The organism is Lentzea chajnantorensis, from assembly GCF_054300775.1.
Genome location: NZ_JBSDZT010000002.1, coordinates 632,277 through 657,117 on the forward strand (window position 1 = coordinate 632,277; position 24,841 = coordinate 657,117).

At 71.1% G+C, this 24,841-nt stretch carries 25 protein-coding genes, 1 pseudogene and 2 riboswitches; of the genes and pseudogenes, 13 read left to right on the top strand and 13 right to left on the bottom strand.

Going from position 1 to position 24,841, the window contains the following annotated elements; genetic code table 11:
* Positions 1 to 196: 196 nt before the first annotated feature.
* The 4 genes from groL to ACVDFE_RS03680 form a co-directional block, all read right to left on the bottom strand.
* Positions 197 to 1,816 (bottom strand): chaperonin GroEL, encoded by a 1,620-nt coding sequence (gene groL, locus ACVDFE_RS03665; RefSeq protein WP_360385450.1) that lies wholly within the window; start codon positions 1,814 to 1,816, stop codon positions 197 to 199.
* A 220-nt stretch (positions 1,817 to 2,036) separates the two neighbouring features.
* Positions 2,037 to 3,269 carry a serine/threonine-protein kinase gene (locus ACVDFE_RS03670; RefSeq protein WP_458429571.1) on the bottom strand — a complete coding sequence of 411 codons (1,233 nt, stop codon included), beginning with the start codon at positions 3,267 to 3,269 and terminating at the stop codon, positions 2,037 to 2,039.
* Positions 3,270 to 3,328: 59 nt separating this feature from the next.
* Positions 3,329 to 3,532 carry a cold-shock protein gene (locus ACVDFE_RS03675; RefSeq protein ID WP_360385446.1) on the bottom strand — a complete coding sequence of 68 codons (204 nt, stop codon included), beginning with the start codon at positions 3,530 to 3,532 and terminating at the stop codon, positions 3,329 to 3,331.
* 79 nt (positions 3,533 to 3,611) lie between these two features.
* On the bottom strand, positions 3,612 to 4,244 hold the full coding sequence (locus tag ACVDFE_RS03680) for an AIM24 family protein (RefSeq protein WP_360385444.1): 633 nt from the start codon (positions 4,242 to 4,244) through the stop codon (positions 3,612 to 3,614).
* An 83-nt stretch (positions 4,245 to 4,327) separates the two neighbouring features.
* Between ACVDFE_RS03680 and moeA the strand changes: the two genes are divergently transcribed.
* From moeA to ACVDFE_RS03715, 7 genes and pseudogenes are all read left to right on the top strand, one after another.
* Positions 4,328 to 5,521, top strand: coding sequence for a molybdopterin molybdotransferase MoeA (moeA, locus tag ACVDFE_RS03685; protein WP_458429572.1), 1,194 nt, complete (start codon positions 4,328 to 4,330; stop codon positions 5,519 to 5,521).
* 20 nt (positions 5,522 to 5,541) lie between these two features.
* Positions 5,542 to 6,945, top strand: a complete 1,404-nt coding sequence (locus tag ACVDFE_RS03690) for a M48 family metalloprotease (RefSeq protein ID WP_458429573.1) — start codon at positions 5,542 to 5,544, stop codon at positions 6,943 to 6,945.
* A gap of 203 nt (positions 6,946 to 7,148) precedes the next feature.
* A pseudogene (locus tag ACVDFE_RS03695) lies at positions 7,149 to 7,835 on the top strand (phosphatidylserine decarboxylase); the annotation flags it as partial.
* A 9-nt stretch (positions 7,836 to 7,844) separates the two neighbouring features.
* Positions 7,845 to 8,798 carry a CDP-diacylglycerol--serine O-phosphatidyltransferase gene (gene pssA, locus ACVDFE_RS03700; protein WP_458434262.1) on the top strand — a complete coding sequence of 318 codons (954 nt, stop codon included), beginning with the start codon at positions 7,845 to 7,847 and terminating at the stop codon, positions 8,796 to 8,798.
* Between the two features lie 125 nt (positions 8,799 to 8,923).
* Complete coding sequence (locus tag ACVDFE_RS03705) at positions 8,924 to 11,077, top strand: AAA family ATPase (protein ID WP_360385434.1); 2,154 nt, start codon at positions 8,924 to 8,926, stop codon at positions 11,075 to 11,077.
* Positions 11,078 to 11,136: 59 nt separating this feature from the next.
* Entirely contained in the window at positions 11,137 to 11,997 is an 861-nt protein-coding gene (locus ACVDFE_RS03710; protein WP_458429574.1) for a helix-turn-helix domain-containing protein, read from the top strand.
* A complete protein-coding gene (locus ACVDFE_RS03715; protein ID WP_458429575.1) occupies positions 11,960 to 12,148 on the top strand; it encodes a DUF397 domain-containing protein in 189 nt (62 codons plus the stop codon). Before ACVDFE_RS03710 ends, ACVDFE_RS03715 begins: the two co-directional genes overlap by 38 nt.
* On the opposite strand, the gene ACVDFE_RS03720 is transcribed toward ACVDFE_RS03715, so the two are convergent.
* Together ACVDFE_RS03720 and ACVDFE_RS03725 are read right to left on the bottom strand one after the other, a co-directional pair.
* Positions 12,121 to 12,750, bottom strand: a complete 630-nt coding sequence (locus ACVDFE_RS03720; RefSeq protein WP_360385428.1) for a LytR C-terminal domain-containing protein — start codon at positions 12,748 to 12,750, stop codon at positions 12,121 to 12,123. The two genes, ACVDFE_RS03715 and ACVDFE_RS03720, sit on opposite strands and share 28 nt — an antisense overlap.
* On the bottom strand, positions 12,750 to 13,028 hold the full coding sequence (locus ACVDFE_RS03725; RefSeq protein WP_360385426.1) for a DUF3263 domain-containing protein: 279 nt from the start codon (positions 13,026 to 13,028) through the stop codon (positions 12,750 to 12,752). The genes ACVDFE_RS03720 and ACVDFE_RS03725 overlap by 1 nt, the downstream gene beginning before the upstream one ends.
* Positions 13,029 to 13,135: 107 nt before the next feature.
* On the opposite strand from ACVDFE_RS03725, the gene ACVDFE_RS03730 reads away from it, so the two are divergent.
* Entirely contained in the window at positions 13,136 to 13,717 is a 582-nt protein-coding gene (locus ACVDFE_RS03730) for a peptide deformylase (protein ID WP_458429576.1), read from the top strand.
* Between the two features lie 26 nt (positions 13,718 to 13,743).
* Here ACVDFE_RS03730 and ACVDFE_RS03735 read toward each other — a convergent pair whose 3' ends face one another.
* Positions 13,744 to 14,688: an aldo/keto reductase gene (locus ACVDFE_RS03735; protein ID WP_458429577.1), complete on the bottom strand. Its 945-nt coding sequence runs from the start codon at positions 14,686 to 14,688 to the stop codon at positions 13,744 to 13,746.
* Positions 14,689 to 14,762: 74 nt separating this feature from the next.
* Here ACVDFE_RS03735 and ACVDFE_RS03740 point away from each other — a divergent pair, with 74 nt between their 5' ends.
* From ACVDFE_RS03740 to thiD, 3 genes are all read left to right on the top strand, one after another.
* Positions 14,763 to 15,362, top strand: a complete 600-nt coding sequence (locus ACVDFE_RS03740) for a LysE family translocator (protein ID WP_458429578.1) — start codon at positions 14,763 to 14,765, stop codon at positions 15,360 to 15,362.
* 709 nt (positions 15,363 to 16,071) lie between these two features.
* Positions 16,072 to 16,196, top strand: a riboswitch (TPP riboswitch).
* A complete protein-coding gene (gene thiC, locus ACVDFE_RS03745; RefSeq protein ID WP_458429579.1) occupies positions 16,186 to 17,841 on the top strand; it encodes a phosphomethylpyrimidine synthase ThiC in 1,656 nt (551 codons plus the stop codon). (Overlaps the previous riboswitch by 11 nt.)
* Positions 17,838 to 18,647, top strand: coding sequence for a bifunctional hydroxymethylpyrimidine kinase/phosphomethylpyrimidine kinase (gene thiD, locus ACVDFE_RS03750; RefSeq protein WP_458429580.1), 810 nt, complete (start codon positions 17,838 to 17,840; stop codon positions 18,645 to 18,647). Before thiC ends, thiD begins: the two co-directional genes overlap by 4 nt.
* Before the next feature lie 356 nt (positions 18,648 to 19,003).
* Here thiD and ACVDFE_RS03755 read toward each other — a convergent pair whose 3' ends face one another.
* From ACVDFE_RS03755 to ACVDFE_RS03775, 5 genes are all read right to left on the bottom strand, one after another.
* Positions 19,004 to 19,468, bottom strand: coding sequence for a phosphatase domain-containing protein (locus ACVDFE_RS03755; protein ID WP_360385412.1), 465 nt, complete (start codon positions 19,466 to 19,468; stop codon positions 19,004 to 19,006).
* A 108-nt stretch (positions 19,469 to 19,576) separates the two neighbouring features.
* Positions 19,577 to 20,020 carry a MarR family winged helix-turn-helix transcriptional regulator gene (locus tag ACVDFE_RS03760; RefSeq protein ID WP_231114466.1) on the bottom strand — a complete coding sequence of 148 codons (444 nt, stop codon included), beginning with the start codon at positions 20,018 to 20,020 and terminating at the stop codon, positions 19,577 to 19,579.
* Between the two features lie 179 nt (positions 20,021 to 20,199).
* A complete protein-coding gene (gene thiG, locus ACVDFE_RS03765) occupies positions 20,200 to 20,955 on the bottom strand; it encodes a thiazole synthase (RefSeq protein WP_360385409.1) in 756 nt (251 codons plus the stop codon).
* A gap of 1 nt (position 20,956) precedes the next feature.
* Positions 20,957 to 21,157: a sulfur carrier protein ThiS gene (thiS, locus tag ACVDFE_RS03770; protein WP_458429581.1), complete on the bottom strand. Its 201-nt coding sequence runs from the start codon at positions 21,155 to 21,157 to the stop codon at positions 20,957 to 20,959.
* Entirely contained in the window at positions 21,154 to 22,116 is a 963-nt protein-coding gene (locus ACVDFE_RS03775) for an FAD-dependent oxidoreductase (protein WP_458429582.1), read from the bottom strand. The genes thiS and ACVDFE_RS03775 overlap by 4 nt, the downstream gene beginning before the upstream one ends.
* Positions 22,102 to 22,213, bottom strand: a riboswitch (TPP riboswitch). It overlaps the preceding gene by 15 nt.
* A gap of 26 nt (positions 22,214 to 22,239) precedes the next feature.
* Between ACVDFE_RS03775 and thiE the strand changes: the two genes are divergently transcribed.
* Together thiE and ACVDFE_RS03785 are read left to right on the top strand one after the other, a co-directional pair.
* Complete coding sequence (thiE, locus tag ACVDFE_RS03780; RefSeq protein ID WP_458429583.1) at positions 22,240 to 22,878, top strand: thiamine phosphate synthase; 639 nt, start codon at positions 22,240 to 22,242, stop codon at positions 22,876 to 22,878.
* A gap of 31 nt (positions 22,879 to 22,909) precedes the next feature.
* Positions 22,910 to 23,671: a dioxygenase family protein gene (locus ACVDFE_RS03785; RefSeq protein ID WP_458429584.1), complete on the top strand. Its 762-nt coding sequence runs from the start codon at positions 22,910 to 22,912 to the stop codon at positions 23,669 to 23,671.
* 10 nt (positions 23,672 to 23,681) lie between these two features.
* On the opposite strand, the gene ACVDFE_RS03790 is transcribed toward ACVDFE_RS03785, so the two are convergent.
* Complete coding sequence (locus tag ACVDFE_RS03790; protein WP_360385401.1) at positions 23,682 to 24,635, bottom strand: S1 family peptidase; 954 nt, start codon at positions 24,633 to 24,635, stop codon at positions 23,682 to 23,684.
* Positions 24,636 to 24,841: the final 206 nt, after the last annotated feature.

Consider the following 24,841-nt stretch of genomic DNA (forward strand, 5'->3'; position numbering starts at 1 on the left):
GGCGCACACGCGCTCAAGCAGCGTTGAGATCTCGCTGAGCGCAGGCACTCGAACCTCCGCGGTCAGGTCACTCAGGGACCGAACCGGAAGGTAGTGCGAGACGCCGCTGCCCGCCTCCTGAGCACCGGAACGCCGGAAGGCCCGGCCCCGCCGAAGCGGGACCGGGCCTTCCGAGGTGGAACAGCAGCGGCTGGACTCAGAAGTCCATGCCACCGGCGTCCGGCGCGGCCGGAGCGGCGTTCTTCTCCGGCTTGTCCGCGACGACGGCCTCGGTCGTCAGGAACAGCGCGGCGATGGACGCGGCGTTCTGCAGCGCGGAGCGCGTGACCTTGGCCGGGTCGATGATGCCGGCGGCGACCAGGTCCTTGTACTCGCCGGTCGCGGCGTCGAGGCCCTCGCCCGCGGGCAGGGACTTGACGCGCTCGACCACGACGCCGCCTTCGAGGCCGGCGTTGACGGCGATCTGCTTCAGGGGCGCCTCGACGGCGACCTTGACGATGTTCGCACCGGTGGCCTCGTCGCCCGTGAGCTTCAGGCCCTCGAACGCGGCCTCGGCGGCCTGCAGGAGCGCGACGCCACCACCGGCGACGATGCCCTCCTCGACGGCGGCCTTCGCGTTGCGGACGGCGTCCTCGATGCGGTGCTTGCGCTCCTTGAGCTCGACCTCGGTGGCCGCGCCCGCCTTGATGACGGCGACGCCGCCGGCGAGCTTGGCGAGGCGCTCCTGGAGCTTCTCGCGGTCGTAGTCGGAGTCCGACTTCTCGATCTCGGCGCGGATCTGGTTGACGCGACCCTGGATCTGGTCGGCGTCGCCCGAGCCCTCGACGATGGTGGTCTCGTCCTTGGTGACGACGACCTTGCGGGCCTTGCCCAGCAGCGAGATGTCGGCGTTCTCCAGCTTCAGGCCGACGTCCTCGGTGATGACCTGGCCACCGGTGAGGGTGGCGATGTCCTGGAGGATGGCCTTGCGGCGGTCACCGAAGCCCGGGGCCTTGACGGCGACGGACTTGAAGGTGCCGCGGATCTTGTTGACGACCAGCGTGGCCAGGGCCTCGCCCTCGACGTCCTCGGAGATGATCAGCAGCGGCTTGCCGCCCTGCATGACCTTCTCCAGCAGCGGGAGCAGGTCCTTGACCGTGGAGATCTTGGAGCCGAACAGCAGGATGTACGGGTCCTCGAGGACCGCTTCCTGGCGCTCGGGGTCGGTCACGAAGTAACCGGAGATGTAGCCCTTGTCGAAGCGCATGCCCTCGGTGAGCTCGAGCTCGAGACCGAGGGTGTTGCTCTCCTCGACGGTGATGACGCCTTCCTTGCCGACCTTGTCCATCGCCTCGGCGATGAGCTCGCCGATCGTGGGGTCAGCGGCGGAGATGGACGCGGTAGCAGCGATCTGCTCCTTCGTCTCGATCTCCTTGGCGTTCTTCAGGAGCTGCTCGGCGATGGCCTCGACGGCCTGCTCGATGCCGCGCTTGAGGCCGAGCGGGTTGGCGCCGGCGGCCACGTTGCGCAGACCCTCGCGAACCAGGGCCTGGGCGAGAACGGTCGCGGTCGTGGTGCCGTCACCAGCGACGTCGTCCGTCTTCTTCGCAACTTCCTTGACGAGCTCGGCCCCGATCTTCTCCCACGGGTCCTCGAGCTCGATCTCCTTCGCGATGGAGACGCCGTCGTTCGTGATCGTCGGCGCACCCCACTTCTTCTCGAGCACGACGTTGCGGCCCTTCGGGCCGAGCGTCACCTTGACGGCGTCAGCGAGGGTGTTCATACCCCGCTCGAGACCGCGGCGGGCGTCCTCGTCGAACGCAATCATCTTGGCCATTGCGGTGTGTTCCTCCGCCTTTGTGGATTCTGGGCCACTGCGGGCCGGCAAAGCCCACAGCGGAACACGGTTCGCTTGGCCAGGTTCGGTGCCCGCGACGGACGACCCCGCGAAGGGGGCCTCACCTTCCCAGCCTCACTTCTTTGGCACTCGACTGAGCCGAGTGCTAAGACGTGTTTAGCACTCGGGCACGGCGAGTGCAAGCAGCCGGGGTGGAGCGTCAGCCCGTCGTGCGCACCGGCACGGAGGTCGGCAGCGGCTTGCGCGAGGTCGGGTCGTCGCCGACGTTGAGCGTGGGCGAGGAGTTGGTCTTGGGCTGACGTGCCGGTTCGTCACCGGGCGACAGGATGATCACCACGATGACGATCGCCACGATCGCGACCGCGGCCGCGATGACCGGCGCCAGCCAGGCGGGACGTTCCTTGGACGTGGCGTTGAACGCACTCACGCCCACCTGGTTCGGCGGCCGCAGGCGGACCGGGTCGGACAGCTGCTGCTGCTGCTGCGGGTACCCGCCCTGGTAGCCGCCCTGCTGCTGCACCGGCGTCGGACCGGACAGCGGCGACTGCACGGGGATCGAGCCGGAGTGCGGCCCGAGTTGAGCGGGGCTCGATCCCTGCGCGACCCCGGCGAGCGCGACGCGTGCGGCCGCGATCAGCTCGGCGCAGCTGGAGTAGCGCTGGGCCGGCTCCTTCGCGGTGCCGCGGCGGATGACGTCGTCGATGGCGGGCGGCAGCGCGACGAGCTGCGAGAGCGGGGGCACGGTCTGGGCGAGGTGGCCCTGGATGACCTCCTGCACACCGCCCTGGAACGGCGGGCGCCCGGACAGGCAGGCGAAGAGCATGCACGCGAGCGCGTACTGGTCGGTGCGGCCGTCGACGGGCTCGCCGCGCAGGTGCTCCGGCGCCGCGTAGGTCGGCGAGCCGAGGAAATCACCTGTTCGGGTGCGGTGGCCGGTGGCGCCGCGGCGGGTGAGGCCGAAGTCGGCGACGTAGACGTGCTCGCGGACGCCTTCCTTGGTGGTCACGAGGACGTTCGCCGGCTTCACGTCGAGGTGCACGAGGCCCTTGCCGTGCAGCATGTCGAGCGCCTCGGCGACCTGGGCCAGCAGCGTCAGGGTGCGGGCGGGGGTGAGCGGCCCCTCCTTGACGTGGCCCGCGAGGTCCTGGCCGTCGACCAGCCGCATCGCGATGTAGAGCAGGCCGTCGACCTCGTCGAAGTCGTACAGCGGCACGATGTTCGCGTGGTCGATGGCGGAGGTGTTGCGCGCCTCGTCGACGAACCGCTCGCGGAACTCCGCGTCGGGTGCGAGGTGCTCACCGATGACCTTGAGCGCGACTTTCCGGCCCAGTCTCACGTCCGTGGCCTTGTAGGTCACGCTCATGCCACCGCGACCGAGCACACCGTCGATCCGGTAGTGCGCGATCCGCCGCCCGCTCAGGTCCTCAGACACGCGAGGCAGCCTAACGCCCGCCGGGATCGCGCTGCTCGGGGTTGCTCAAACAGTGACTTCTACGCCTTGCGCACGTCCGAGGCCTGGCTGCGCCCGTCCCGGCCGGCCTGCACCTCGAACTCCACCCGGTCGCCCTCGGAGAGCGTCCGGAAGCCGTCCATCTGGATCGCCGAGTAGTGCACGAACACGTCGGGCCCGTCGTCGGTTGCGATGAAGCCGTATCCCTTTTCGGAGTTGAACCACTTGACGGTACCGAGAGCCAAGGCGTCCTCCTTCAGATCACGCAAAGCGCAGAACGCAACGCTAGGAGAAGAAAACTCACTCGGATACCTCCTTACGGAGTCATGAACGCGAGCTGACTCCGTTGGCGCGCAACCAGGTGGCGAGCCGGCGGGGTCCGCGCGTCTGGGTGAGGACGGCACCGGGACCGGCGAAGTCGAACACCAGGCCCTCACCGGAACGGACGTTCTGCGTGCCCTCGGGTGGCAACGCGCGGAGCCGGCATTGCACGGTGTCGGAGAAGGCGAGCACGTGATCGGTGTCCACGGTGACCGCCTCACCCTCGCCGAGGGTCACGAGGTCGAGTGCGCCAGAACAGCCGAGCAGCACCGTCCCCTGTCCACGTGCGTAGTTCAGGAATCCTTCGACGCCGCCGAAGAGCGCCTGCAACGGGGGCGCCTGCGGGTTCATCACCACGGCGCTGCCGGACGCGATCCAGCCGAGCCGGGAGATGCACCAGCCGCTGCTGCCGTCGAGGTCGACGGTGTGCAGCTCGCCGGGCAGCGCCGGTGCGACGTCGACCCAGCCGCCCTCGGCGCCGGCGGTGCACAGCGTGACGGCGCCGCCCTTCGGCTCGACCGCGAGCCCGTAGCTCGTGGCGAGCACCGACTGCGGCTCGACCAGCACCATCTCCGCGGGTGCGAGCACGAGTCTCGCCACGCCGAAGCTCGGTGTGTGCCGGGTCCGGACCTGCACGCTGTGCACCCCCAGGGGTTGAACCGGTCCACGAGTGGGCCGGGAGATCGTCACGGCCTCCGCGACCTTGGCAGTATGCAGTCGTGTCCCCCACCTCTGTCGCCGCACACCGCCAGCGCGTCGCCTCGCTCGTCGGGCAGATGCCGGTCCTGCAGCTACCGCTCGAGGAGTGCCTCGGGCTGGTCCTCGCCGCGGACGTGATCGCGCCGGTGTCCCTGCCGCCGTTCGACAACTCCGCGATGGACGGGTACGCCGTCCGCTCCGGTGACCTGGCTCAGGTCCCGGTCCGCCTGCCGGTCGCCGACGACATCCCGGCGGGCAAGGTGGACGTGCGGCCGGTGGAGCCCGGCACCGTCCACCGGATCATGACGGGCGCGCCGGTGCCGCCGGGAGCGGACGCGGTGGTCCAGGTGGAGTGGACCGACGCGGGCACCGAGCAGGTGCAGGTGAACGCGACCGTCGCACCCGGCACGAACATCCGGGTGGCGGGCGACGACGTGCGCGAGGGCGATCCGGTCCTGGTCGCAGGAACGGTGCTGGGCCCTGCCCAGCTGGGGCTGGCCTCCGCGCTGGGCCTGCCCGAGCTGCCGGTGCGGCGCCGGCCGCGGGTGCTGGTGCTGTCCACGGGCACGGAGCTGGTGGAGCCGGGCACCCCGTTGCGACCGGGGCAGATCTACGAGTCGAACGGCATGATGCTGGCCGCGTCGGTGCGCGACGCGGGCGGCGTGGCGGTGCGGCTGCGGTTCGTGCCCGACGACGTGGAGGCGTTCCACCGGGCGCTCGCGCCCCACCTCGGGTCGGTGGACGTGATCATGACGTCCGGCGGGGTCAGCGCGGGCGCGTACGAGGTGGTCAAGGACGCCTTCGCGAGCCACGACGTCGAGTTCACGAGGGTCGCGATGCAGCCGGGCGGCCCGCAGGGCTCCGGCCGGTACGAGGGCGTGCCGGTGCTGACGCTGCCGGGCAACCCGGTGAGCGCGCAGGTGTCGTTCGAGGTGTTCGTGCGGCCCGCGCTGCTGGCGTCCATGGGCCACACCCGCACCGACCGGCTGACCGCACGCGCGCGGATCTCGTCGCCGCTCACGTCACCGGCCGGGAAGACGCAGTTCCGGCGGGGCGCGTACGACCCGGCGTCGGGCGAGGTGGTCACGCCGGTCGGGGGGCCGGGTTCGCACCTGCTGTCGGCGCTGGCGTTGTCGAACTGCCTGATCGAGGTGCCGGAGGACGTCACGGAGCTGGCGGCCGGCGACGAGGTCACCGTCCGGCACCTGCGGTAGCGGGCGATCCGGTGGCGGTTGTGCGGTCTGTGCTGGCGTTGGTGCTGCTCGCCGGGTTCTTCGTGCTCGGCGCGGCGGTCACGGCGGGGCTGGTCGCGCTGTCGGTGTGGCGGTTCCGGATCGGGGACTTCCAGGGCGGCGGCTGGGTCGGGTTCATCGCGGCCGCGGTGGGGTTCCCGTTGCTGTGGGCGGTGGTGCGGGCCGTGTACGCGCGGCCGGAGCCGACCGGTGTGCCGCTGGGCTGGGCCGCGCACCCGGAGCTGTGGCGGCACGTGGACGAGCTGGCTGCGCTCGCCGGGACGCGCTCGCCCGACGACGTCCGGTTGGTGCCGGAGCCGAACGCGGGCGTGTGGGAACGGCGTGGCACGCGGTACCTGCAGCTCGGGGTGCCGCTGGTGGCCGGGCTGTCGGTCGGTGAGCTGCGGTCGGTGCTGGCGCACGAGCTGGGCCACTACGGCGGCGGGCACACGCGGGTGTCAGCGGTGCGGTTCCGGGCGAAGCTCGCGCTGGAGCTGGCCGTCGAGCAGGGCGACTTCATGCGGCTGCTGTACGGGTGGGCGCGGCTGTACTCGCTGGTGGTGGCCTCGGAGAGCCGGCGGCACGAGCGGTTCGCCGACGAGGTGTCGGTGGCCGCGGCCGGGGTGGCGGCGGCGCGGCGGGCGTTGCTGCGGATCGGGCCGGTCGGCGCGGGCTGGGGCGACTACCTGCGCTGGTACGTGGTGCTCGCGGTGCTCGCGGGGCGGACGCCGCCGTTGCTGGAGGGCTTCCGCGCCTACCTGGGGCATCCGCGGCGGGTGCACCAGCTGCGGGCGCTGGAGGCGGTGCTGGCCGAGCAGGAGCCGACGTCGGTGTTCGACAGCCACCCGCCGGTGCGCGAGCGGGTCGCGGCGATGACGGCCGCCGACTCGGTGCCGGTCGACGAACGGCCCGCCTGGGAGCTGCTCGACGGGACGCCTCCGGAGGCGTTCGCGGCGCTGCTCGACGTGCAGGGGCCGCCGATCTCGTGGGAGGAGCTGGCGCCGCTGACCGGTCCGGCGCTGGTCAGGCGGTACGCGGACGCGCTGCGGCACGCGGGGCGGGTCAGCGGGGTCGGCGAGACGCTGCGGGACGTGCTGGCGTGCCTGGAACGCGCCGAGCTGCACCGGCTGACCGGGCGGCCGGTGGACGGCTCGCTCAGCGAGGAGCAGGTGCACGAGGCGGCCGTGGAGAGCGTGACGGAACTGCTCGCCTGCGCGGTCGCGGACCAGCTCGTGACGACCGGGCGGGGCGTGCTGGAACTCAACTGGGGCGGCATCCCCGTCGTGCGGATGGCGGACGGAGCTGCGGTGCACTCCGAAGACCTGGTCGCACCGGCGGTGCGGGACCCGGCGCGGGTGGGCGAGGTGCGGGCGCGGCTGCGGGCGCTCGGCGTCGACGGACTGTGACGGAACGCTCACCGCACGGCGTTGTTGACGCCCTGTGACCGGGATTACACTGGCTTGAGGCGCCGGTGGGCCCGTGCATTCGTCGGGGGATGCACGGGGCTACCGGCCACTTGTTTTCTCGGCAGTCCATGTGGGCGGTTTGGCGTGTTGGCGTAGCGTGTTGCCGCCCGACATCCACGGAAGCTACGGAATCCCACACCACGATGAGCAGCGAAAAGCCCGTCTCCCACTTCCTCGAACTCGCGCGCGGGATCGTTCCGCCGATGAACCCGGCCGGACGTCCGTTCGTGGCCGGCGCGGCGGTCCTCACGTTCGTCCTGCGTCGCTTCAACAAGCGCCTCGGCGTCGTCGGCGCCGTGCTCACGGCGTGGGTGGCCTGGTTCTTCCGCGAGCCGAAGCGCGTCACGCCGGCCCGGTCGAACATCGCGATCGCGCCCGCGGACGGCACCGTCTCGCACGTCGTCGACACCGTGCCGCCCAAGGAGCTCGGGCTCGGCGACCAGCCGATGACCCGCGTCAGCGTGTTCCTGTCGGTGTTCGACGTGCACGTGCAGCGCATCCCCGCCGACGGTGAGGTCGTCCAGGTCTCCTACCACCCCGGCAAGTTCCTCTCGGCCGACCTCGACAAGGCCTCCGAGGAGAACGAGCGCAACACGGTGTGGATGCGCACGACCGAGGGCCACGACCTGATCTTCGTGCAGATCGCCGGCCTGGTCGCCCGCCGCATCGTCTGCCACGTCGCCGACGGCGAGAAGGTCGAGCGCGGCCAGACCTACGGCCTCATCCGCTTCGGCTCGCGCGTCGACACCTACGTGCCGCGCGGCTCCCGCGTCCTGGTCGAGGCCGGTCAGCGCACCATCGGCGGGGAGACCGTCCTCGCCGAGCTTCCCGGAGGCCTGATGGCTCCCAGCGGGCCCGGCGTTCGCCTCCTGCCGAACGCGATCACGGTCCTCGCCATGTGCGCCGGCCTGTCCTCGGTGCACTTCGCGAACGTCGGCATGTGGGGCGCGGCCATCGCCTCCATCGCGGCCGCCGCGGTCTTCGACGGGCTCGACGGCCGCATCGCGCGCATGCTCGACGCCACGTCGAAGATGGGCGCGGAGCTGGACTCGTTGGCCGACGCCATCTCCTTCGGGGTGGCGCCGGCGCTGGCCATCTACCTGTGGAAGTTCGAGGGCAACCGGGCCGGCTGGGTCATCGCGCTGATCTTCGCGGTGTGCATGGTGGTCCGCCTGGCCCGCTTCAACACGTTGCTGGAGAAGGAACAGCCGCCGTTCGCGAAGGAGTTCTTCGTGGGCGTGCCGGCGCCTGCCGGTGGCCTGTTGCTGCTGCTCCCGCTGATCATCGAGGAGCAGGTCCGCACCAACGGCTGGTGGAACTCGCCGGTCGCGGTCGGGGTGTGGACCGTGGTGGTGGCCTTGCTGCTGGTGTCGCGGATTCCCACCCTGTCCGTGAAGACCGTGAAGGTGCCGCCGCGGTTCGTGGCGCCGTCGTTGGTGCTGATCGCGTTGCTGGCGGCCGCGGTGATCACGTTCCCGCTGGTGGCGCTGATCATCGCGATGGTCGTGTACCTGGCGCACCTGCCGTACTCGGTGCGGCGGTACCTGTGGCTGTCGAAGCACCCCGAGGCGTGGACCGTGACCGGTGTGGAGCGCCGGGCGATCCGGCGGGCGCACGGGGTGGCGGCGCGGCGGCTCGGGTTGCGGCAGCCGTTGCGCGGCCGGGTGGCCGGGGCCGCGATGCGGGCTGTGCGGCGGCCTCGGCGTGACTCCGGTGTGGCCGACGGGGCGTCGCCGGCGGGACGGCGGCGGTCGTGGCGGCGGCTGGGGTTGCGGCGGCAGCAGAAGCCGTGATCGCCGGGTGAGGAGTTCGGGGAAGCCCCGCGGGAGTTCGCGCCCGCGGGGCTTTCCGCTGTTCTGACCGCGAGGTCGAGGCGCTTCGCCCCGTGGGCGGTCGGCGGGCGCATTAGAGTCGGGGCGTGATCACGCTGACGGCTCGTCTGTCCCCGTCCGCACTGGACACCCGTCGCGGTGTCGTGAGGCTGCACCCGGAGGTGCTCGACGCGCTCGGGTTGCGGGCCTGGGACGCGGTCAGGCTGACCGGCGCGCGGGTCAGCGCGGCGCTGGCGGCGGCCGGGGAGCAGCCGCCGGGTGTGGTGCTGGTCGACGACGTCACGCTCACCAACCTCGGCGTGGTCGAGGGCGCGGAGATCGTGGTCGCGCCGGTGAAGGTCGAGGCGGCGCGCAGCATCACGGTGGCGGGGTCGCGGCTGGCGACGACGGCGCTGACGCCCGAGCACGTGCGGATGGCGTTGACGGGCAAGGTGTTGACGGTCGGGGACAACGTGTCGCTGCTCCCCCAGGACCTCGCGCCGCCGCCCGAGGCGAACGTGTCCGAGACGCGCCGCAAGCTCAGCAACGCCATCGGCATGACGTGGACCAACGAGCTGATCACCATCACGTCCACCGACCCGGCGGGGCCCGTGGCGGTGCGGCCGTCGAGCGTCGTCGGGTGGCGGTCCGCGCAGGCGCCGGCGCAGGAGGTGACGCCGGTGGTGGTGCAGGAGAAGCACGAGGCGTTGCCCGTCGCGAACCTCGTCGGGCAGAAGGAGCAGGCCAGGACGCTGACCGAGTGGCTGGAGCTGATGTTCCGGCAGCCGGAGCTGCTCACCAGGCTCGGGGCGCAGGCGCGGCTCGCGGCCATGGTCAGCGGGCCGGAGGGCGTCGGCAAGGCGACGCTCGTGCGGGCGGTCGCGGCCGGTGTCGAGGCGGAGCTGGTGGAGCTGGCCGCGCCCAGCATCGCGGTGCTGGAGCCCGGGGCGATGGCCAAGCAGCTCGGTGACGCCATCTCGGCGGTGCCGGAGCACCCGACGGTGCTGCTGATCACGGACATCGACGCGCTGCTGCCCGCGGTGGCACCGCCGGTGGCGACGGTCGTGCTGGAGATGTTGAGGACGGCGGTGTCGCGGCCGAACCTGGCGCTGGTCGTCACGTCGGCGCGCGCCGAGTCGGTGGACGCGCGGCTGCGGGTGCCCGACCTGGTGGACCGCGAGCTGAGCCTGCCGCTGCCCGACGGGGCCACCCGCGCGGAACTGTTGCGGGTGCTCATGAAGGACGTGCCGGTGGAGTCCGATGTGGACTTCCGCGCGGTGGCGGAGAAGACGCCGGGGTTCGTCGCGGCCGACCTGTGCGCGTTGCGCAGGGAGGCGGCGGTGCGGGCGGCGCTGCGGCAGCGCAACGTCGACGAGCCGCGGGTCGGGCAGGAGGACCTGCTCGGCGCGCTCGGGACGGTGCGGCCGATCTCCATGTCCGCCTCCGACACCATCCAGACCGGCGGCCTGACCCTCGACGACGTCGGCGACATGGTCGAGACCAAGCAGGCGCTGACGGAAGCGGCGCTGTGGCCGTTGCGCTACCCGGACTCCTTCGCGCGCCTCGGCGTGTCGCCGCCGCGCGGCATCCTGCTGTACGGGCCGCCCGGTTGCGGCAAGACGTTCCTGGTGCGCGCGCTGGCGGGCTCCGGCCAGCTGAACGTGCTGACCGTCAAGGGCGCCGAGCTGATGGACAAGTTCGTCGGCGAGTCGGAACGCGCCGTGCGCGAGCTGTTCCGCCGCGCCGCGGACGCCGCACCGGCACTGATCTTCCTCGACGAGGTCGACGCACTGGCACCGCGCCGCGGCCAGTCCTCGGACGCGGGCGTGGCCGACCGGGTGGTGGCGGCCCTGCTCACCGAGCTGGACGGGGTGGAACCCCTGCGCGACGTCGTGGTCATCGGCGCGACGAACCGGCCTGAGCTGATCGACCCGGCCCTGCTGCGCCCCGGCCGGCTGGAGCGGCTGGTGTACGTGTCGCCTCCCGACGCGGACGCGCGCACGGAGATCCTCAAGGCGGCTTCCAAGAACACGCCCTTCGCCGCCGACGTCGACCTCGCCGAGCTGGCGAAGGAGCTGGAGATGTACTCCGCGGCCGACTGCGCGGGCTTGGTGCGCGAGGCGGCGCTGACCGCCATGCGCGAGTCCCTGGAGGCCGCGGAGGTCACGCAGGCACACCTGGCCAAGGCCCGCCAGGTCGTGCGGCCGTCGCTCGACCCGGTACAGCTCGCCGGGCTGGCGGCGTACGCGGCGGCACGCTGACGTTTTCACCCGAACGAGCCAGTGGCATGGACTAATTGCACGTCATAGCGTCCAGAAGCATGTCTGCGACCACTTCCACCGCGCTCAGCCGAGACCTGGGCGACGAGCTGCGGCTGTTGCGTGAGACCACGACCAAGATGAACGGCCGCCAGTTCGCCGTTCATCTCGGGTGGGACCCGAGCAAGGTGTCCAACATCGAGCACGGGAAGGCGCGGGCGACCGACGTCGACCTCGCACAGATCATGACGGCGTGCGGTAAGGACCTGGAGTACCTGCAGAAGTTCAGGAGTCGCTACCACAACGCGTTTGACCCGTTCTTCGCGCAGTTTCCCGGCAACCTCCGCACCATCGCAATGACCGAGGCGATGGCAACGAAGATCACCGCCTACGACATCCTCACGCCGAACGGGCTCATCCAGACGGAAGGTTATGCGCACGCCCTGATCTCAGAGGGACCGTACGGCCAAGAAGCCGTCAAGGAGTACGTCCGGTTGCGGATAGAACGGCAAGCGATCACGCGGCGTTCGCACCGTACTGAGTTCATGTTCTACCTGCACGAACTCGCGCTTCAGATGCTGCTGGGCGATGTGGGGATCAGGGAAGACCAGTACCTGCGACTGCTCTTCAGCACGCACATGCTGCGAATCGTGCCTGCGGAGGCCAAGGACCTCGCGGTCCAGTCAAAATGCACCCTGTACGAGTTCGAGAAGGCAACGCCGGTGGTCTACACCGAGAGCGACGTGGCAGGCGTCTTCGTGCAGGACGGCTGCGCCATCGAGCGCAGCAGGAAGCTGTTCAAGCGGCTGGATGCCGCAGCCTTGGATGCGGAACAATCGAAGCGCCGACTGGCGGAGTACGTCAGCGGACTTCGAAAGGACGCTCATGACCCCGGACCGGACCTGGCGGAAGAGCAGCGCTAGCAACAGCAACGGCGAGGGCGAGTGCGTCGAGGTGTCTCTCGCCCACGACGCGTTGGTGCGTGACTCGAAGAACGCGAGCGGTGATGTGCTCGCGTTCTCCGCCGAAGCCTGGCGCCGGCTGCTCTACTTGCTGCCGGACGGCCCCCGGTAGTCGTTCGTCACGATCAGGATGATGCCGGGCGCCGCGTGGTCGATGCCGGTGAACCGGGGTTCGACGCGGGCCTTGAGCACGGCGGCGAGCTCCTTGGCCGAGGCCTCCTCGTCGGTGCCCGGCCGGAAGTACACGGTCGTGGTGGGGATGGTGCCGCCCGAGTAGTTGCCGGTCTCGGCGACCTGCCAGCCGTTCGCGCGCACCTCGTCGGAGGCGCGGGCGGCGAGGCCGGCGACGGTGCTGTTGTTGTAGACGCGCACCGGGGACTTGGCGACGCCGGGCGGGGTGACCGGGGGTGGCGGCGCCGCGGCGGACGTGGTGATCGGGGGCGCTGTCGGTGCCGCGGTCGTCGTGACCGCGGGTGCGGACGACGACGGGGGTGTCGCCGACGACGACTGGGCCGGGGCGCTCGACTGGGGCTCCGACGGGGCGGAGGAGGGCGGGGGTGTCGGCGTGCCGGAGGCGGCGGCCGGTGGTGTGTCGTCGGAGCCGCCGAAGAGGCTCACGACTCCGATCACGGCGGCCACGGCGGCGACGCCGAGGAGGGCGAACCCGGCGGCCTTGGCCGGGCGCGACGGGCTTGCGGACTCGGGGGAGGTCATCAGTCCTCGGTGCTCCTGGCGCGGGCGCGAACCCTTTGGCGGCCTGTCCGGACGCCCCGCAGCCGCTTGACCAGCATCGGGTCGGCAGCCAACGCGGCTTCGGACTCGATCAGGCCGTTCAGCAGCTGGTAGTAGCGGGTGGCGGACATGTCGAACAGTTCCCTGATGGCCTGTTCCTTGGACCCCGAGTACTTCCACCACTGGCTTTCGAACGCGAGCATGGTGCGCTCGCGGCTGGTCAGCCCGTCAGCGGAGGAAAGCGTCTCGGCGTGATCCATCTGGCTCCCCACGGTCGCCACACCAATCAGGTGCGGGCAATCTAATCACGTGATCGTTCCAACCTACCGCGCGACACCGACAGTTTTGGACGGCTTAAAGTCTGACCATGGCCGTGCACCGCATCGTGATCGCTGGTGACCCCGTACTTCACAACCCCACGCGTGAGGTCACCGAGTTCGACACCGAGCTGAAGACGCTCGTCGACGACATGTTCGAGACGATGGCAGCAGCTCGCGGAGTCGGGCTCGCCGCCAACCAGATCGGTGTCGACCTGCGGGTCTTCGTGTACGACTGCCCGGACGACGAGGGCGTGCAGCACCGCGGGGTGATCGTGAACCCGCGGATCGAGACCTCCGAGGTCCCCGAGACCATGCCGGACCCGGACGACGACTTCGAGGGCTGCCTGTCGGTGCCCGGCGAGGCGTACCCGACCGGACGCGCCCGGTGGGCGAAGTGCACGGGCCAGGACCTCGACGGGCAGCCGTTCGAGGTCGAGGGCACCGGGTTCTTCGCGCGCTGCCTCCAGCACGAGACCGACCACCTCGACGGCTTCCTCTACATCGACCGCCTCGTCGGCCGGTACAAGAGGGAGTCGAAGCGGATGCTGCGCGAAAACGAGTGGGGCCGGCCGGGCCTGTCCTGGGACCCCGCCGACCCCGACTACTTCGACGACGAAGAAACCGACTGACGCAGCACCGACCAGCGCAGGACGGACTAGCGCAGGACGGACCAGCGCAGGACGGACTCGACCTGGGCGAGCTCGTCCGGTGTCAGCGGGCCGAACCGCAGTGCGGCCGCGTTCTCCTCGACCTGCGCCACCGTGCGCACCCCCGGGATGGGGACGAGCCGGGGAGAACGCGCCCAGAACCACGCCAGCGCGCCCTGGACCAGCGTCCGGCCGCCGGAGGTCAGCACGTCCCTGACCGCCTCGCGGGCCCGGAAGTACTCCGGTGACGGGCGGCCGTCGACGAAGAACCGCAGCCACGCCGGGTTGGTGACGCGCACGTCGTCCGCCGGCAGCACGTCGAACGTCTCGCGTGCCAGCAGACCCATCGCGAGCGGACGGCGGCACAGGACCGCGTACTCCCCCGCGTACATCTCCGGGTTGTCGAACAGCACGTTGACGTCGGCCTGCGCGGCGATGCCGTGCGGCTTCTCGGTGAAGAACCTGGCCCGTTCCGGGTCGTCGGTGCTCCAGCCGTAGGACCGGATCTTGCCCTGCGCGACCAGCGCCTCGCACTCGTCGCGCAGCAGCGCCGCCCGGTCGAGCGGCAGGTCGCCGATGTGCAGCTGGTACAGGTCGATCCGGTCGGTGCCCAGGCGCCGCAGCGACCCCTCGACGGCACGGCGCAGGTGCCCGACCGATCCGTCCGTCCCCGTCATCCGGCGGGTCTCCGCGTCGAACGTGAACCCCCACTTGGTGGCGATCACGACCTGGTCGCGGACGCCCGCAAACGCTTGCCCCACCAGTGTCTCCGAGTGGCCGCAGCCGTAGGTGTCGGCGGTGTCGAAGAGCGTCACGCCCAGGTCCAGCGCCCGCCGCAGCGCCCTGACCGACTCCGCGTCGTCGGACGGTCCCCAGCCGACCGGCTCGCCGTCGAAGGAGTACGGGCCACCCATGGCCCACGTCCCGAAACCCAGCTTCCCCAGATCCGTCATGCCGGTCAGCGAACAACCTGGAGCGCGCTCCAGGTCAAGAAACCGGCTTGCGGCCGTCGGCGACCATCAGGGGCATGCCACTGGAAAGCATCGTCGCCTTCGTCGCGGCCTCGTTCCTCATCGCACTGTCGCCAGGACCCGGTACGGCCGTGGTCCTGCGACAGTCGGTGCACGGGCGGCGGGCCGCACTGGCGACGGTGTTCGGCATGGAGGTCGGCGTGGCGTGCTGGGCCGTCGCCGCGGCGCTCGGCCTGTCGGTGCTGCTCACGGCGTCGGAGATCGCCTACCACGCGCTGCGGATCGGCGGCGCGGTCTTCCTGGTCTACCTGGGCGTGAAAGCGCTGGTCAGCAGGAGCCTGCCGACCGAGGCGCCACCGCCCGGCCGCGCGTTCCGCAGCGGGCTGGTCGTCAACCTGGCGAACCCGAAGCTGGGCGTGTTCGCGATCTCGTTCCTACCGCAGTTCGCGCCGGCCGGGGAGTCCGGCCAGGGGGTTCTGCTCCTCCTGGCCGCCGGCTGGGTCGTGGTCGACACCGTCTGGTACCTGGTCGTCGTCGCGGTCCTGCACGCCGTCCGCGGCTGGCTCGCCCGGCCGCGGGTGCGCACGGCTCTGGAGAAGCTGTCGGGCGGCGTGCTGCTGGCGCTCGGAGTCCGGCTGGTACTCGACCCGCGTTGACGTCGGGCCGCCGCGGCGCCAGAACAGCTCGGGGAGTCCGGCCAGCTCAGCGAGGGTGTGGCAGCGGGCCAGCGGCTCGTAGCCACCCGCCAGGACGTGGGCGCGGACGCGGTCGAGCCGGCCGAAGTCGATCACCTCGCCCACGATGAGGAACGGCAGGACGAGCTTCCACGCCTGCACGACGGCCGAGCGCTTGCGGTGCGGGGCGCGCAGGACCGACCGCGCGACGCGCAGCAGGTGCTCGTTCGCGCTCATGGTCGCCGGGTGCGCCGTGTGGTCCCAGTTCCACCGGCGCTCCTCGGTGACCGCGCAGCGCACGCACTCGACCGGCCCGGTGCCGAGCTCGGCACCGCAGCGGGAGCACGCGAGCAGGGTCATCGCCCAGTCGACGCAGGTCCAGGGGTACACGCCGACGTCGGCGGAGGTGACCAGCTCGGCCAGCTCCCGGTCGGCGAGCTGCGAGGACGTCCGCAGCTCCTCCCAGTCCGCGAGCCAGAACTGGTCGAGCAGCTCGGCGCAGAACCCGCAGTCGGGGTAGCCGCGACCCGCGAGCTCACCGCACGAAGGGCATGCGGAGACGACAGCGGGACGTTGACCGCGCCGCGCGCCGGGCGGGAACGGCTGGTGATCAGCCACGGGGAGAAGATTAGGGGCAAAAGGCGGCCTTGGCAGCCGCGGCGCACCGTGACTATGGTCGGGTCTCGACAACTGAACACAACGCGGGAGCTCGCGCCTGAGCGGGCTGAGAGGGTGACTGGCCGTCGTGCCGGTGTCACCGACCGCCTGAACCTGACCGGGTAATGCCGGCGTAGGGAGGAATGTCGTGACGGCACTTGACGACCGTTCGGTCAAGCCCAGTGTGACCACCGGCCCGATCTCGGGCTCGCGCAAGGTGTACCGCGAGGTGTCCCCGGACATCCGCGTGCCCCACCGCAGGGTCGAGCTGACCAACGGCGAGCATGTCGATCTCTACGACACTTCCGGTCCGTATACCGACGACAACGCGACCATCGACGTCCACAGTGGACTACCCGACCTGAGGTCGGGGTGGGTCGCCGCACGGGAACCGATCAACGGAGCCGTCAGCCAGCTCGCGTACGCGAAGGCCGGGATCATCACCCCGGAGATGCGCTACGTGGCGGCGCGGGAGAACCTCGACGCGGAGTTCGTGCGCGCCGAGGTGGCCATCGGGCGCGCGGTCATCCCGTTGAACCGCAAGCACCCCGAGGCCGAGCCGATGATCATCGGCAAGAAGTTCCTCGTCAAGATCAACGCGAACATCGGCAACTCCGCGGTGTCGTCGTCGATCGAGGACGAGGTGGAGAAGATGGTGTGGGCGACCCGCTGGGGCGCCGACACGATCATGGACCTCTCCACCGGCAAGCGCATCCACGAGACCCGCGAGTGGATCCTGCGCAACTCCCCCGTCCCGGTCGGCACGGTGCCGATCTACCAGGCGCTGGAGAAGGTCAACGGCGACCCAGCGGCGCTGACCTGGGAGATCTACCGCGACACCGTGATCGAGCAGTGCGAGCAGGGCGTCGACTACATGACCGTGCACGCGGGCGTGCTGCTGCGGTACGTGCCGCTCACGGCCAAGCGCGTCACCGGCATCGTGTCGCGCGGCGGGTCGATCATGGCCGCGTGGTGCCTCGCGCACCACCGGGAGTCGTTCCTCTACACGCACTTCGAGGAGCTGTGCGACATCCTGCGGGCCTACGACGTGACGTTCTCGCTGGGTGACGGCCTGCGGCCGGGCTCGATCGCGGACGCCAACGACGAGGCGCAGTTCGCGGAGCTGCGCACCCTGGGCGAGCTGACGCACATCGCCCGCGCCAAGGACGTCCAGGTGATGATCGAGGGCCCCGGCCACGTGCCGATGCACAAGATCGCCGAGAACGTCCGGCTGGAGGAGGAGTGGTGCGGTGAGGCGCCGTTCTACACCCTCGGGCCGCTGGCCACGGACATCGCACCGGCCTACGACCACATCACGTCGGCGATCGGTGCGGCGCAGATCGGCTGGCTGGGCACCGCGATGCTCTGCTACGTCACGCCCAAGGAGCACCTGGGCCTGCCCAACCGGGACGACGTGAAGACCGGCGTGATCACGTACAAGATCGCGGCGCACTCCGCGGACCTGGCCAAGGGCCACCCCGGCGCGCAGGACTGGGACGACGCGCTGTCGAAGGCGCGGTTCGAGTTCCGGTGGGAGGACCAGTTCAACCTCTCGCTGGACCCGGACACGGCCCGCTCGTTCCACGACGAGACGCTGCCCGCCGAACCGGCGAAGACGGCGCACTTCTGCTCGATGTGCGGGCCGAAGTTCTGCTCGATGAAGATCACGCAGGACGTGCGGCGCTACGCCGAGGAACGCGGCCTGTCCACTGTGGAGGCCATCGAGGCCGGCATGGCGGAGAAGTCCGGTGAGTTCGCCGGCACCGGCAACAAGGTCTACCTGCCCGTGGTGGAGACTTCGTGACACCTCCGAGGGCCCTCACCATCGCCGGGAGCGACTCCGGCGGTGGTGCGGGCATCCAGGCGGACCTGCGCACGATGTTCGCGTGCGGGGTGCACGGGTGCGTGGCGCTGACGGCCGCGACCGTGCAGAACTCCCTCGGCGTCACGGGGGTGCACGAGATCCCGCCCGACGTCGTGGCTGCGCAGATCGCGTCGGTGGCCTCCGACATCGGGGTGCAGGCGGCGAAGACCGGGATGCTGGCGTCGGCGGCGATCATCGAGGCGATCACGCCGGCGCTGGACGCGGCCGGGATCGGCCGCGGTGGTGTGCCGTTCGTCGTCGACCCGGTGTCGGCGTCGATGCACGGCGACCAGCTGCTGGCGGACTCGGCGCTGGAGGCGTTGAAGGGCCTGCTGTTCCCGCGGGCGACGCTGGTGACGCCGAACCTCGACGAGGTGCGGCTGATCACCGGCATCGCGGTGAAGGACCGCGCGGACCAGCGCCTTGCGGCGCAGGCGCTGCACGAGCTGGGACCGGAGTGGGTGCTGGTCAAGGGCGGCCACATGTGGGACGACCCGGAGTGCCTGGACCTGCTGTACGACGGCCGCGAGTTCGTGGAGCTGCCCGGCCCGCGCTACGACACCGAGAACACGCACGGCAGCGGTGACACGCTGGCGTCGTCGATCAGCTCGGCGCTGGCGCACGGGGCCTCGGTGCCGGACGCGGTGCGGTTCGGCAAGGACTTCATCGTGAGGTCCGTGGCGGCGGCCTACCCCCTGGGTTCGGGGGTCGGGCCGGTGTCGCCGCTGTGGAGGTTGGACAGGTAGCGGGCGCACATCGCCCGCAGGTCGGTCTGCTCGGGGTCGAGCAACCAGACCGTGAGCGCTCCTTCGAGGAACGCGATGAGCCTCCGTCGCGGCCGCTTCGCCCAGCGTCTTGGCGAAGTGGCCGCGCAGGAGCCGGTTGCGGCGGCGGAACCGTTCGGTGATCTCGTCGTCGCGGGCCAGGTGCTCCGCCTGCAGCACGGTGTGCAGGGTGGCCAACCCCCGCCTTGGTGGCGATGGCCGCGGACGTGCCGGCGCAGACGCGCGAGGTGCTGGTCGCGGAGTTCGACGCCTTCAACCGGGTGTTGCACGACCTGTTCGCCGCCTCGGCCGACCCGTCCCGGTGACCGGGTGGGGACTCAGCCCTCGTTGGCCTGCGTCGGAGTCCAGTGCGACCACGACGCGTGGTGGACGGGCAGGCCGGCCTCGCGGAGGTGGCTCACCACGCGCGGGTCGTCGTCCACGACCATGACGACCGTGCGGCGGTGCCGGATCTCCTGGAGCCGTTCGAGCTTGACCACCTGGGCGGGTCGCCGGTCCCCCTCCCGCTGCATCAGCAGCGTGCCGGCCGGCAGCCCGTACTCGGCGAGCCAGCGCCGGGTGAGCTCCGCGATCCGGACGGGTCTGCCGGTGAGCCACACGATGTCGTGGTCCACCGCCAGCCTGTGGGCCAGCGCCGCGCCCTGCCGCAGCAGCCCGTCGCCTCCCGCCGCGTCGAAGAAGTTCGCCCACCTGACGGGCGAGTCCGAACTGAGCAGGTGAAGGCGGTGCTGGACGTCAGCGACGGTTCCGTCGATGTCCAGCACCGCGACCGGGCGACTCATGCGGTGGCCCCAATGTTCGCCGGAAGGATCTCCGCGAGGTTATCCCGGCGAGGGCACCGAAAACGGGCTCGGTGACGATCGATTTCGTCGAGTTGCGGACCGACGGCGCTACTTCGGCTCTTCGCCGACCAGTGTCTCCAGCGCGTCCAGCGCGTTGACCAGGGCCGAGACGTGTTCGGGCGTGAGCTGCTCGATGCGGCGTTGCAGCTCGCGCACGCGTGCGGAGCGCACACCGGACACCATCGTCTCGCCCTCGGGCGTGGGGGTGGCGAGCCAGGCGCGGCCGTCCTGCGGGTCGGGTTCGCGCTTCACGTACCCGGCCTCGACCAGCGCGGCGACGATGCGGGACAGCGTGGGCGGGGCCACGCCCTCCTTCGTCGCCAGGTCACCGAGGCGCATGGGGCCGCAGCGGGCGAGAGTCGCCAGCGCGGAGACCGCGCCGGGGCCGAGTCCGGGCGATCCGGTGCGGCGCAGCAACCGGGCCAGCCGGCCGATCGCCAGGTACAGGCGCGCGGTCGCGTCCTCGACCTCGGCGTCAATGGGGGCCGTCACGGCTAGTCGTCCTCCTCGACGGAAATCAGCAATGGTCAATCATCCCCCAACACGTGTGCACCCACGGTAGCGGCTGCGCGTTCACCACCGCGGCTTTATCGCGTGCGAAGGGAGACGACCTCGGGAACGGCCCCGTTCCCGAACGCCGAGGAGGAGAGGTACCGACTGCCTGGGGCCGTTCAGATTCCCGGTGACGAGGCCTGCGCCCAGAAGCGCTGCGGGATGCGACCGGCCAGCCGGGCGAGCCGGCCGCCCTCGACGGCACAGCGCATCGCGGCGCCCATCAGCTCCGGGTCACCGGCACGGGTGACGGCGGTGGCGAGGAGCACCGCCGAGCAGCCGAGCTCCATGGCCAGCGCGGCGTCGGAGGCGGTGCCGATGCCCGCGTCCAGCACGACCGGAACGGTGGCGCGGGCGGTGATCAGCTCGATGTTGTGCGGGTTGCGGATGCCGAGGCCGGTGCCGATCGGCGAGCCCAGCGGCATCACGGTCGCGCAGCCGATGTCCTGGAGCTTCAGCGCCAGCACCGGGTCGTCGTTGGTGTAGGGCAGCACGACGAAACCGTCGTTCACCAACCGTTCGGCGGCGTCGAGGAGCTCGACCGGGTCGGGCAGCAGGGTCTCCTCGTCGTGCACGACCTCCAGCTTGACCCAGTTCGTCTCCAGTGCCTCGCGGGCGAGCTGCGCGGTCAGCACGGCCTCGGCGGCGGTGCGGCAGCCGGCGGTGTTCGGCAGCACCTCGATGCCCAGGCGCCGCAACAGCTCCAGCACACCGGTCTGGCCGGCGGCGTCGACCCGGCGCATCGCCACGGTGGTCAGCTCGGTGCCGGACGCCACCAGGGCGCGTTCGAGCACGGACAGGTTCGCGGCACCGCCGGTGCCGGTGATGAGGCGGGAGCGGAACTCCTTGCCCGCGATGACGAGCGGGTCGTCCACGTCAGCCTCCCTGGACCGCGGTCAGCACCTCGACCACGCCGCCGTCCGGCACGATCGTCCTGTCCCACAACGCCTTGGGCACCACGGCACCGTCGAGCGCCACGGCCACGCCCGCGGCCGGCGCTCCCACCAGCGACACCACCGCGGCCACCGACGTGCCGTCGGACAGCTCGCGGAAGGTGCCGTTCACCTTCGCCTTCACGACGTTCCTCCTTCGAGCAACCGCAGCACTTCGCGTGCGGTGTGGGGGGCGAGCAGCAGGCCGTTGCGGTGGTGGCCGGTCGCGGCGATCACGCCGGGTTCGAGCCACCGCACGACCGGCACGTTGTCGGGGCTGCCCGCGCGGAACCCGACGGCGGTCTCGGTCAGCGCGTACTCGGCGAGGCCGGGCAGCACGACCTCCGCGTCGCGCAACAGGTCCCGCACGCCCGCCACGGTCACGTCGGTGTCGAAACCGGCCTCGTACTGGGTGGCGCCGACGACCACACCGTCGGTGCGCGGCACCAGGTACACGGCTCGGCCCTGCACGAGCGCGCGGATCGTGTGCCGGGGCGGTGGCAGCGCGCCGGGGCGGTGGGTGAGCCGCAGGATCTCGCCCTTGACCGGCCGGACCACGTCCCGCAGCGCCGGGTGCAGCCCCGCGCTCCACGCACCGGCCGCGATCACGCGGACCCGGCCGTCCACATCGGACCGCACCCCGGCCTCGGCGCACGCCTTCTCCAGCGCGGAGAGCAGCGCCCGGTTGTCGACGGCGAGGTCGCTCGTGTGCACCCCACCGCGCACGGCGGGGCCCAGCGACGGTTCGAACGCGCGGATCTCGCGCGAGGTCAGCAGCTCCCCCGCGTGCCGCAGGTCGGTGAGGTCGCCGGGGGACGTGCCGACCGCCAGCGTGCCCGCGGTGAACAGCTCCACGCCGATCGACGCGGCGAACTCCGGCCACAGCGCGAGCGCCTCGACCCCCTGCGCCACCACGGCTTCCTCGCCCGGCCACGCCTCGGTGAGCGGTGCGAGCATGCCGCCCGCGACCCGCGAACCCGCGTGCGGGGAACCGCGGTCGGACACGGAGACCGAGTAGCCGGCCCGTGCCGCGAACAGCGCGGCGGACAGGCCGATGACACCGCCGCCCACGACGGTCACTTCCACAGTGCTCAAGGCATTCACGCTCCCTGCGCCGGCATGACCCGGATCAGGTTCGACGGTCGGAGCGAACCACGCTCCCTCTCAGCCCGGTCTTCTCCAGGCTCCCGTGCGGACCGCCTTCAACATAACGGTTAACGTGCGTGCGTGCCAGGACTCGACGGAAACCTGATCAGGCAACGACTCGCCGACGCGACGCTCTACCTCTGCACCCCGGACCGGCCCGACCTGGCCGAGTTCGCGGACGCCGCCCTCTCCGGCGGTGTCGACGTCATCCAGCTGCGGGACAAGTCGCTGGAGGCCAGGCAGGAACTCGCGGCGATCGAGGTGCTCGCCGAAGCAGCTGAACGCCACGGGAAGCTGCTGGCCGTCAACGACCGCGCGGACATCGCGCACGCCGTGGACGCCGACGTGCTGCACCTCGGCCAGGACGACCTGCCGGTGCCGCTGGCCCGCCGGATCATCGGCGACGGCCCGGTGATCGGCCGCTCGACGCACGACGTGGACCAGATGCGGGCGGCGGCCGGCGAGCCGGGCGTCGACTACTTCTGCACCGGTCCGTGCTGGCCGACGCCGACGAAGCCCGGTCGCCCGGCTCCGGGGCTGGACCTCGTCCGCGCCACCCGCTCGCAGCGGCCGTGGTTCGCGATCGGCGGCATCGACCTGGGGAACCTGCACGAGGTCATGGCCGCGGGTGCCACGCGGGTGGTCGTGGTCAGGGCCATCACCGACGCCGAGGACCCGCGCGCCGCCGCCAGGTCGTTCAAAATTGAACTTGATCGTTGAAATTTGAACAAAACGGCGTACGCTCGACGGCGTGAGCGCACCTGTGCTGTACCTGAGCCACGGGGCTCCCCCGCTGGCCGACGACGCCACGTGGACCAGAGAGCTGAGGGACTGGTCCGCCACGCTCCCGCGCCCGGAGGCCGTGCTCGTGGTCTCCGCGCACTGGGAGGAGGCACCGACGACGATCGGCGCCACCACGACCGTCCCGCTGGTCTACGACTTCTGGGGCTTCCCGCAGCGCTACTACGAGGTCACCTACGCGGCACCGGGCGCGCCGGAGCTGGCCGAGGACGTGCGCAAGCTGCTCGGCGGCCACGTCGAGCAGGACGAGCGGCGCGGGCTGGACCACGGCGCCTACGTGCCGCTCAAGGAGATGTTCCCGGACGCGGACGTGCCCGTGCTGCAGCTGTCGATGCCGACGCTGGACCCGCGCGAGCTGCACGCGATCGGCCGGAAGCTGGCGCCGTTGCGCGAGCAGAACGTGCTGATCGTCGGAAGCGGGTTCATGACGCACAACCTGAGCTGCGTGAACTTCCCGGCCGGACCGGACTACGCGCCGCCGTCGTGGTCGCGGGAGTTCGACGACTGGGCGCACCGGCAGCTCGCGAGCGGTGACGTGGACGCATTGCTCGACTTCCAGGTGAAGGCACCCGCGGCCGGCATCGCGCACCCGCGGACCGAGCACTTCGCGCCGCTCTTCGTCGCGCTGGGCGCCGCGAGCGACGAGAAAGCCCGTACCAGCGTTGAAGGCTTCTGGTACGGGCTCTCGAAACGGTCTGTCCAGTTCAGCTAGCGAGCAGCTCCTAGCCGCGGGTCAGGGTCAGGCCCCAGCGCGACAGGATCGGGTTGACCGGCTGGAAGTAGGTCGTGCCGCCGGAGGTGCAGTTGCCGGAACCGCCGGAGGTCACGCCCTGGGCCTGGCCGAAGCCGGAACCCGCCACCCACGAGCCACCGGAGTCACCGGGCTCCGCGCACGCGTTGGTGCGGGTGAGGCCGCGGACGGTGCCCTGCGGGTAGTTCACGGTCGAGTTGTAGGCCTGGACCGTGCCGCAGCGCCAGCCGGTCGTGGAGCCCGAACGGCAGATCTGCGCGCCGATGGCCGCCACCGTCGAGCCCTGCACCGTCACGTTGGTGCCGTTGTAGCGGTTCACCCACGGACGCGGGGTCCAGTTGGAGTTGGTGCGGACCCACGCCATGTCGTTGCCGGGGAAGACCGAGCCGGCGAACGAACCGGCCGCGACGCGGTTGTAGCCGGACACCGAGGTGCCGGTGGTGCCGCAGTGGCCGGCCGTCACGAAGCCGCCGGTCACCGAGAAGCCCAGGGAGCAGCGGCCGCCGCTGCCCATGTAGATGGCGTCGCCACCGCGCAGGTCGTACAGCGGGGTCGCGTTCTCGGTCACCTCCTCGACCGTGACGGTCGAGCCGACGGACTTCGCGGTGGCGATGAACTGCTCCGCCGCGGCGTCGCGCTTGGTCTTGTTGACCTCGACCACGACGCTGTTGGACTTCTCGTCGACGCGCCAGCTGGCGATCGACTGGGGAGCGCTCATCAGGTCGAGGACCGACTTGGTCCCGTTGAGCTGCGTGAGCGAGTTCTTCACGACCTTGGTGTCCGCGCCGGTCACGGAGAGTCCGGACTTGGTCACGGCAACGGTCAGCCTGCCGGTCGCCTGGTCGATCCACGCTCCGCCGAACGCGTCGCCCAGCGAGCTCTTCGCCTGCTCGGCGATCTCGCTCGACTTGAGGTCAGAGGCCAACCGGACGCGTGCCTGGTCAGCGTTCAGGCCCAAATCACGCTCGACCGCTTGGAGCAACTCGGCCGGGTAGCTCTCCGTATCGGAACCAGTTCCGCCAACCGGCGCGGCAGGCGCACCAAACGCCGGTACGCTGAGAGCAGTCACGACTCCGGTGGCGAGCAGAACGGCACCGGTTACACGGGCCGCACTCGTGCGGTTCATCAAGA

Bases quoted from the DNA above. Each gene is read 5' to 3' on its own strand.
- groL (WP_360385450.1), bottom strand. From the start codon at position 1,816: ATGGCCAAGATGATTGCGTTCGACGAGGACGCCCGCCGCGGTCTCGAG.
- pssA (WP_458434262.1), top strand. From the start codon at position 7,845: ATGGCTCCCAGCGGGCCCGGCGTTCGCCTCCTGCCGAACGCGATCACG.
- ACVDFE_RS03710 (WP_458429574.1), top strand. From the start codon at position 11,137: ATGTCTGCGACCACTTCCACCGCGCTCAGCCGAGACCTGGGCGACGAG.
- ACVDFE_RS03715 (WP_458429575.1), top strand. From the start codon at position 11,960: ATGACCCCGGACCGGACCTGGCGGAAGAGCAGCGCTAGCAACAGCAAC.
- ACVDFE_RS03720 (WP_360385428.1), bottom strand. From the start codon at position 12,750: ATGACCTCCCCCGAGTCCGCAAGCCCGTCGCGCCCGGCCAAGGCCGCC.
- ACVDFE_RS03725 (WP_360385426.1), bottom strand. From the start codon at position 13,028: ATGGATCACGCCGAGACGCTTTCCTCCGCTGACGGGCTGACCAGCCGC.
- ACVDFE_RS03730 (WP_458429576.1), top strand. From the start codon at position 13,136: ATGGCCGTGCACCGCATCGTGATCGCTGGTGACCCCGTACTTCACAAC.
- ACVDFE_RS03735 (WP_458429577.1), bottom strand. From the start codon at position 14,688: ATGACGGATCTGGGGAAGCTGGGTTTCGGGACGTGGGCCATGGGTGGC.
- ACVDFE_RS03740 (WP_458429578.1), top strand. From the start codon at position 14,763: ATGCCACTGGAAAGCATCGTCGCCTTCGTCGCGGCCTCGTTCCTCATC.
- ACVDFE_RS03755 (WP_360385412.1), bottom strand. From the start codon at position 19,468: ATGAGTCGCCCGGTCGCGGTGCTGGACATCGACGGAACCGTCGCTGAC.